The following is a 5,877-nucleotide window of genomic DNA, read 5'->3' on the forward strand; positions in this document are numbered from 1 at the left end:
CTGCCGACTGCTTCGACGGCGACCACCGCGACGACCCCCGCCGTCGACAGGCCGACCGGATCGGATCAGCGGCAACCGAGGCTCGGTGATCCATCCATGCCTGCCACGCTGTTCCGGGAGAGACTTCCGCAGGTAGCGCACGTCGGTTTCGACCACGGCTGGCTGCTGCTCGGCCCCAGCTTCTTGAACCTCGGCATGCCGATGCTTCTGGTCGACAGGGTGTTCCTCGGCGACGTTGCCGCCTTCGGGCTCGAAAGGTTCGGGACACGTGATCCACACACTCGCCTGCCGAAGTCGCACCTGGTCGTCGAAAGATCAGGTCGGTTCATCGGCATACGAGGCGACCGATCAACTGACGGGACGCTGATCGCCATCGGTGCCTTCTCCGATCCCACCTGCCTCGACCCGCTGTCGGTCTCAAAGCACCTTGTGCTCGCTGTGGGCGAGACTTGGGCCGCTGAACACTCGTGGAGTGCGCTGTGGCGGTTCTGCGTCGGAGTTGCATCCGTCCGGCTGCGCGAGGCGTCACTGGTCGGCTGGTGAGCACCTCATTGTGAGCTTGTCCGCATAGGAACCAACCCCCTGACTGGGATAACAGTCGCAGGTGCGCCACCGTCCTTCCGCGAGCCGTGATCCGGGTCGGCCCTGGCGGCCGTGTACGGCTTCTTCAAGTGCAAGTCGGACGAGTCGGGGACTCCTGGTGTACAAGCCCGAGGGGGCGACACCGGGTGACACCCCAGGAGGCAGTCGTGGGAGCGTTCTGCTCGACACTCGCTACCGTTCTCACGTGAGCAGCCCGTCCCCCCTGCCGTCGCCCCCTTACGCGGCCCCACCCGACATCAGCCAACCGGGGTCCTGGATACCGGTCGTCGCTTCAGTAGCGGCTGCGGCGGTAGCCGCGCTGATCGCCATCATCAGCATCGCCGTCCAGCGCAAGTCGGCCAGGGAGACGCTGGAGCAAACCAGGTTGTCGGTTGAGTCATCGAAGCTCGGCGCTACGGCGGCGGACCGCTCATCGAAGGCTGCCGAGGAGGCTGTTAAAGCCAACGAACGGATAGCCGATCGGATACGCGCACAGGCGGTGGCTGACGCATTCTCAAAGCGCTATCAAGATGCCGCTGAGCAAGTTGGGGCATGACAGGCCGCTTGTGCGATTGGCAGGCGTCTACGCCATGGGGCGGCTTGCTGATGATTGGCAGGAGCAGCGACAGACATGTATCGACGTTCTCTGTGCGTACCTGCGGATGCCGTTTGGAGAGACCAGCGAGTCCACATTGCCTGCCGAGGCGGAGGTCCGGCGCTCGATTGTTCAGCTGTTTATCGCTCATTGGCTGACCGAGCGCGCTGAATGGCTGCCCTACAACTTCGATCTCCGACGAGCCGATATCTATGACCTGAATCTCTCCGGTGCCAACCCTCCGACTGGCGAAGTCCAGATAGACGGCGCGCACCTCTTCGGTCGGACCGTCCTACACAATGACTTCGAGCGTGGGGTCAACCTCAAGGGAGCGGTCGTGCATGGCAGCGTCTCGATCCGCGCGCAACAGCTGACTGGCTATGAAGGCCTTCGCATCTGCAAGGGTGGCTCGCTCTTCGTCCGCATCAATCCCAACAACACCCACACCAACTTCAGAAAGGCTGTCGTCGAAGGCGACTTGACGATCCGTTTGCCGAACTACGGTGATGGAAAGTCGGTCATCCGTCTCGAAGAGGTGGCAATCGCCTCAACAGGACGCCTGCTCCTTGAGATGCTGGACAAACATGTCGAAGGCAACAGCAATCCCCACCGTGAAGATCAGTGGGCCTCGATTGTCACCGAGGGATGGACCGGGGATGGGAAGATATATGTCGACAAGTGCCTAATGGACTCTTCGCATCTCCACTGGGACGCTACGTCCATCCCAACTGACCACGCCACCGTGCGCACTCCGACAGTCCGACGGCTTAGTGCCTTCAAGCCTCGACTTCCATCCGCCCAGAACCCTCAGCCGCCCGTTTCGCCTTAGGTCTGACGCCGCTCCAGCTGGGTTGCGGGGACGCTATAGGTTGAGGCATGCCCACTACCGGTCTGGAGGTCCGCCTCACCGAAGGCCGTGAGCGTGCCGAGGTGGCCCGCTTCACCAAGACGCTCGACGAGATCGTGCGCTCACTTCGGGAGATCGACCGCGTATACCTGCGGAAGGGCACCCGTGCGACCTGGGTTCTCGCTGACCTGAAGCACGACCACGAAGAGTTGATCGTTCGCCTTGAGGCCCGCCCACGTTCGAGCGAGCGCACTGTCGAGGACATGCTCAGGCCGGTGGACGCTCTTGTCATCGGAGCTGAGCGCCTTGGCGAGGTGGCCGAGGTACCCGAGTTCTTCTTGCCACAGACCGTCGGGAGGCTCGGCGAGTTGGCGACACCCAAAGAGGGCGTGCAGGCGGTGGCCTTAGCCCCCTACAACGGCGTAGTTGGACGAGCGGTCTACCTGACCGACGCAGTGCAACGCAACGCCCTTGAGGCCGTCAGTCCTTTCGAGATGTCCTACGGCTCAGTGACGGGCGTCGTCGAAGTGCTGGGTACAGCCCGGAAGAATAATCTGCGGTTGAACATCTACGAGTCCGGCAACCGACGCCCGATTCAGGCGTACGTGGCAGCTGCCGAGGCTGAGCAGGTTCGCCAGCTGTGGCTGCACCGGGTACTGGTTGGCGGGATCATCAAGCGCAATCGGCGGGGCCAGGTGATTCGCATCGATGTCGACCAAGTGATGCCGCTGCCAGAGACCGATGACGCACGGCCGTCGACAGACGAAGTGCTTGGTATCGACCCCGGCTGGCTCGGCGCCAAGACGGTCGATGAGTACCTGCGCGAGGTGCGCGGTGAGGGCTGATCGAACGCCGCACGTCCCGGTCATCTATGTTGACAGCGATGTCTACCTGGACCTCATCATGAGGAGCAAGGACGAGCACGCCGACACCGGGGAGGAACGCTGGAAGTCGGCGAAGGAACTGTTCGACGCTATCAACGCCAATCAGGTACGACTCGCTGCTTCAGCTCTGGTCGAAGCGGAGGTTCTGTGCAATGGCGAGACAAGGCGACGGTCCGATGACGTGCGAAGCAGGATCAGAGGGTGGTTCAACGCCGCATCGACGTTGTGGACCGACGTAGACCGCTTCCTCGCCCGAGACGCTGCAGCACTGGCGGAGAAGTACTCACACCTTCGAGACGATATGGGCACGAAGATGCGCGCCGCTGACGCAACCCACCTCGCTGCGGCGATCCGGCTTCACGCCGACTATCTAATGACTCATGACCGAGGTTTTCCCCTTGGGATCACCATCGATGGAGTGGAGGTAACACGACCGCGCGTGGTGTGGACTCAGAGTCTGTTCGACGAGGAAGAGATCTCGGATCGCTAGAGCTAGAGCTGATGGCCAACCGCGTGGCGTCACCCAAGGGATTGCGTTCCCGGCTCGTCGCGTGAGCGAGATTTTCCCCTTTAATGCGTCCCAAACCGAAGCATCTCTGTTCGTGCAACTTTTCGATATCGACTGCCGGTCTGGCTGGGATAGCCCCTTCCGACCGAGCAGAAGGTAGCGCTGGCTCATCTCACGATTGGACTACTGGCGGAACCAACCGAACGGTTTCGTTAGACACGTGTCCAATCGACCATTGCGCCATGGGTTACTGCTCCGGTGCCACCGGTTATTGACCTGCGCAGCGCGCTGTAGTCAAGCGCGCTGTCTACGAGCAAGGCGCCGAACGCCCCAGTTGCAAGCCTGCCGACAAGCTGCTCCGACCAAAGCCACCAACCAGAATCGGGAGCAACTGCATATATGATTGCCGATACTCCTATCAAGAGCAAGCTCAGTCCTCCAAGAAGTCGCGCCGAATGATCTGAGAGTGTATGGCGGATCAGCGAGAAGCGGTTAGTTATCGGAATCGCTTTTCCTCTAAACAGCTGCTCGTTGCTGACCGACCGAATTTCGATGCGTCGAATATCCGAAATAAACGGCTGGACACCTCCCTGACGGCGACCAACTGACGCAGCTCTAGACGTATAGCGACGGATCGATCCACCCGAGCTACCTGGATTCAATGCTGAAAGGAACGAGGTCGTTGCGGTCTGCAGACGCGCAAGATCGTTGCACCTCAGCCGCGTCTGGTAGGTCGCCGAGTTTCCAGCCTGTTTCGCGGGGTCTGAAAACATGATTCCGTAGACAGAGAATTCGGGCCCACTGATCACGGTCATGTTTCGCTGGTAAGCTTCAGTGCGCTCATCGCGCGCAATCTGCGTGAGGATCAATACTGCTTGTTCGAGGCAATTTCGCTCATACGTAAACATGCCAAACCTGGAGGTGTTGGCACCACCGGTTGAGCCACCCGCGGCCTGAGAGGCAACGCCCGGCTTTCCGAACTTGTTGTTGATTGCATCCTGGATGAATTGACTCTCTGGGCTGATCGGCAGATCCCGGCGCGCTTTGTCACTCGCCACAATAACCGCCTGCGCCAGCTCAACTAGTTCCTCGCGATTTATTCCCAGGTCCGGCCTGTTCCATCCGTACTCTGCGACTGACTTCAGAATTGCATCGTCTAAATGCTCACCATATGCGGTGAATTCGAGGATCGTCCTCACGTTTGGTCTCCGGGCGGCAGAGGGATGGGGCCACTTGCGAAAGGCACGCTACCACGCCAAGTCACTCATCATGGCGTGTTTGGATCGCGGATCCTCTCGCCTCTCGCAAGCTACTCTGGCCTGCAATGAGCAAACCGTTCTGAAGGTTTGCGCAATGCGAGGTTCGTAGGATGAACCGAATGGCGACGACAAGCCCGCTCCAGTTTGGGTCGTTCGGCTACGACGAACACGTCTCACCGATCTCGCCCGCCCGCACCGATTCAGGGTCAGAGGAGGTGAGTCCAGGTCGGTCGAGCTGCCGCGGCGGGCTGAGCGGGATGATCAACGTTCAGTGTGTCGATAAGCGCCGCTGAGGGGGCGGCCCATCGAAGTAGCAAGCAAGTCGCCACCCGGCAAAGTTGGCTCGTTGGCCGGCACTGCGATTGCCACATCGTGAGCACCGAGCGGCGTCGTATGGCTAAACATGGTTGCTGCGGCTCCGCGCGGGTCGCCGTCAATGCGGCCACCGCTGAAGGGCGTCGCAACCTGATCAGGCCGATGGCTGTCGAGGTAGAGCCGGATGATGTCGCTCTGCGCTTGTCCTGGGAGCTCTGACCATCCAGTGGAAGCGGGCACGTGGTGGACGCCGACGCGGTGAAGCCAGTCGTTGCGCTCGTCGTTACCGAGCTCCGCCCAGGTGCGGGTCACGCGGTTACGCAACGACATCCCTGGGTCGGTGTGGTGCTCGACGTCAGTGAGGGGTGAGACAAGCCCGGCCAGCCCAGCCGCGAGATCGCGATCGAGCCTCGTCAGTGTCGTTCCTTGCGCGGTAACTAGAGGTATCCCGTCGGCGCCGATGATTCGGCGTACCTCCCCGTGGCTGAGCACGTTCGCAACTTCCCGCTCTTGTCCGTCGGTGACCTCTGCGAGCGGATGCCGGCTGCGGGTGGCGCCGTGGATGTGGTCGTCGTAGCAGTGCTGGTACCAGTGCCGGGTGACGTGGATGGCGAGCTGATCGCCTGCGAAGCGGTCGTCGGGGGCGTGCAGGATGGCGCGATGCATAGCGACGCCGGTGAGGTGGTCCACGATCCTGGCGGCCGCTTGGGCGGCGTCGTCGATAGCGGTGTCCCTGATCACGGCGACGACGCGGAGCGCGACGAGCCCGTCCGCACCGCGGAGCCGACGCAGGATGCCTGCGGTGTCTTCGACTTGTTGAGCATCGATCACGACGGCCGGGTCACCGAGATTGGCACGAAGGGTGTTGAGGTAGACGTGGAAGTACC

At 61.5% G+C, this 5,877-nt stretch carries 6 protein-coding genes; 4 read left to right on the forward strand and 2 right to left on the reverse strand.

The genetic code is table 11. From position 1 onward, the window contains the following. The 4 genes from WMK75_RS17995 to WMK75_RS18010 all read left to right on the forward strand — a co-directional run. A partial coding sequence (locus WMK75_RS17995; RefSeq protein WP_347268960.1) for a hypothetical protein occupies positions 1-543 on the forward strand: 543 nt, incomplete at its 5' end. Between the two features lie 569 nt (positions 544-1,112). After that, positions 1,113-2,006, forward strand: coding sequence for a hypothetical protein (locus WMK75_RS18000; RefSeq protein WP_347268961.1), 894 nt, complete (start codon positions 1,113-1,115; stop codon positions 2,004-2,006). 47 nt (positions 2,007-2,053) lie between these two features. Beyond that, positions 2,054-2,869 carry a hypothetical protein gene (locus WMK75_RS18005; protein ID WP_347268962.1) on the forward strand — a complete coding sequence of 272 codons (816 nt, stop codon included), beginning with the start codon at positions 2,054-2,056 and terminating at the stop codon, positions 2,867-2,869. Further along, positions 2,835-3,398, forward strand: a complete 564-nt coding sequence (locus WMK75_RS18010; protein ID WP_347268963.1) for a PIN domain-containing protein — start codon at positions 2,835-2,837, stop codon at positions 3,396-3,398. Before WMK75_RS18005 ends, WMK75_RS18010 begins: the two co-directional genes overlap by 35 nt. A 230-nt stretch (positions 3,399-3,628) precedes the next feature. On the opposite strand, the gene WMK75_RS18015 is transcribed toward WMK75_RS18010, so the two are convergent. Then, complete coding sequence (locus WMK75_RS18015) at positions 3,629-4,615, reverse strand: hypothetical protein (protein WP_347268964.1); 987 nt, start codon at positions 4,613-4,615, stop codon at positions 3,629-3,631. 321 nt (positions 4,616-4,936) lie between these two features. Next, a partial coding sequence (locus tag WMK75_RS18020; protein ID WP_347268965.1) for a hypothetical protein occupies positions 4,937-5,877 on the reverse strand: 941 nt, incomplete at its 5' end.

This window comes from Paracoccus sp. (in: a-proteobacteria) (genome assembly GCF_039808215.1).
Taxonomy (GTDB): domain Bacteria; phylum Pseudomonadota; class Alphaproteobacteria; order Rhodobacterales; family Rhodobacteraceae; genus Paracoccus.

Coding starts and splice junctions, on each gene's coding strand:
- WMK75_RS18000 (WP_347268961.1), top strand. CDS start 1,113: ATGCCGCTGAGCAAGTTGGGGCATGACAGGCCGCTTGTGCGATTGGCA.
- WMK75_RS18005 (WP_347268962.1), top strand. CDS start 2,054: ATGCCCACTACCGGTCTGGAGGTCCGCCTCACCGAAGGCCGTGAGCGT.
- WMK75_RS18010 (WP_347268963.1), top strand. CDS start 2,835: ATGAGTACCTGCGCGAGGTGCGCGGTGAGGGCTGATCGAACGCCGCAC.